Raw genomic sequence first — 1378 nt, forward strand, 5'->3', positions numbered from 1 at the left:
GGCACCTGCCTGTGCCGCTACAATCTCTGTAAACTGGTAAACCTGTTTCATGATCTTACCAGATTCTGATCATCTGCTCATAAATCAGAATTTCTTCTATATTCACATTTCGATTATCGTGATAGTGCCCGAAGAACCATTTCTTAAAACTTGTATTTTGGCGGATTTTTTCGTGATATTCTGTAAGAATATCCGTCTTGTACAACCCGCCTCCAAGTAAGTTCTGCGTACTTGATGCACAGCAATGTGTTACAATAAAATCCACTTTGTTATCATGTGCTGCCAGGTTCTCGATTCCTTCCTGCATCTCTTCTTCGGATGGAAGTTCCTGCTTCCACCAGCTCACATGATTTACCCGGTATGGATACCAGCCCTGATCCAATTTCTTCTTCTTTTTCTTAAAATCGGGATCATCTGGTTCAAGGATGCCTCCGGCAATATCATGGCTGCTGGCTCCGCCAAATGCAAATATGCTTTTCCCATCAATTTCAAACACCTGTCCACGCATCAGATGAATGACGGACGGCCGTATCTTATGAACCTTGCCCCCGTGCCATTTTTCGACCGGATAAGCATAAAGCCGATCAAAATTCTCGTGATTCCCATCCACAAATAATGTTGTAAATGGTCTGTTCTCCAGCCAGTCCATGAGCTTTGCTTCTCTGCTGCTTTCTTCGTTTCTATTCCAGACACCGCCAAAGTCTCCACAGATGATCACACAATCATCCTTGGTCATTTCTTTTTGTTCTGGAAAAACATCTATATTGAATCTTTCAAAATCCTGGTGGCAGTCGCCCGTTATATATATCATATTTCATCACCTTCCTGCGTCTTATATCAGATGCAATCTGCATGTTCCATATAAAACACGTAGAGAAATGCAAACACATCCGGATCATTCAGATCCATCTCGACTACATCCTCTTCGTCAGATTTCCATAATATTTCATCATCCTCTTCTTCAAACATCTCTTCATTGGATTCGTCAGGCTCTTCGCTCCATCTGTCTTCCATGTAATCATGGACACATGGACAGATTTTCCCGCCCACATATCGGGATTTTCAAACCAGCTACGCAGCTCTCTTGCCTCTCTTTCCACTTCTTCCAGTTCGTCGTCCGGGATGTCCTCAAATAAGTCATCACGCTCGTTCATTTCTTCTGCTAAATATTCTTCTCTCATAAAAAAATCCTCCCCAAACATTTGAAATCTGCTCTGTTTTATTGTTCGCTATAAGTATAACATTCGCCCACAAACAGATCCAAGGGTTTGCAGAAAAAAGTTTTTTCAGGGTAAAACTTTTTTGCTTCAGGACAGATTTCATATATTCCGGGGAGGAATCAGGTCATATGGGTAAAAAAATATCAAGGTATTTCCAG

2 protein-coding genes are annotated in these 1378 nt (G+C 41.7%); both read right to left on the reverse strand.

Going from position 1 to position 1378, the window contains the following annotated elements; translation table 11 throughout:
* Positions 1-55 precede the first annotated feature (55 nt).
* Positions 56-811: a metallophosphoesterase family protein gene (locus QZL69_RS02870; protein ID WP_022213718.1), complete on the reverse strand. Its 756-nt coding sequence runs from the start codon at positions 809-811 to the stop codon at positions 56-58.
* 103 nt (positions 812-914) lie between these two features.
* Entirely contained in the window at positions 915-1181 is a 267-nt protein-coding gene (locus tag QZL69_RS02875) for a hypothetical protein (protein WP_022213719.1), read from the reverse strand.
* Positions 1182-1378: the final 197 nt, after the last annotated feature.

This window comes from Blautia sp. CAG:237, assembly GCF_000436615.1.
Lineage (GTDB): Bacteria > Bacillota > Clostridia > Lachnospirales > Lachnospiraceae > Blautia_A > Blautia_A intestinihominis.

Excerpts from the sequence above, each read along its gene's own strand:
- QZL69_RS02870 (WP_022213718.1), bottom strand. The coding sequence starts at position 811 with ATGATATATATAACGGGCGACTGCCACCAGGATTTTGAAAGATTCAAT.
- QZL69_RS02875 (WP_022213719.1), bottom strand. The coding sequence starts at position 1,181 with ATGAGAGAAGAATATTTAGCAGAAGAAATGAACGAGCGTGATGACTTA.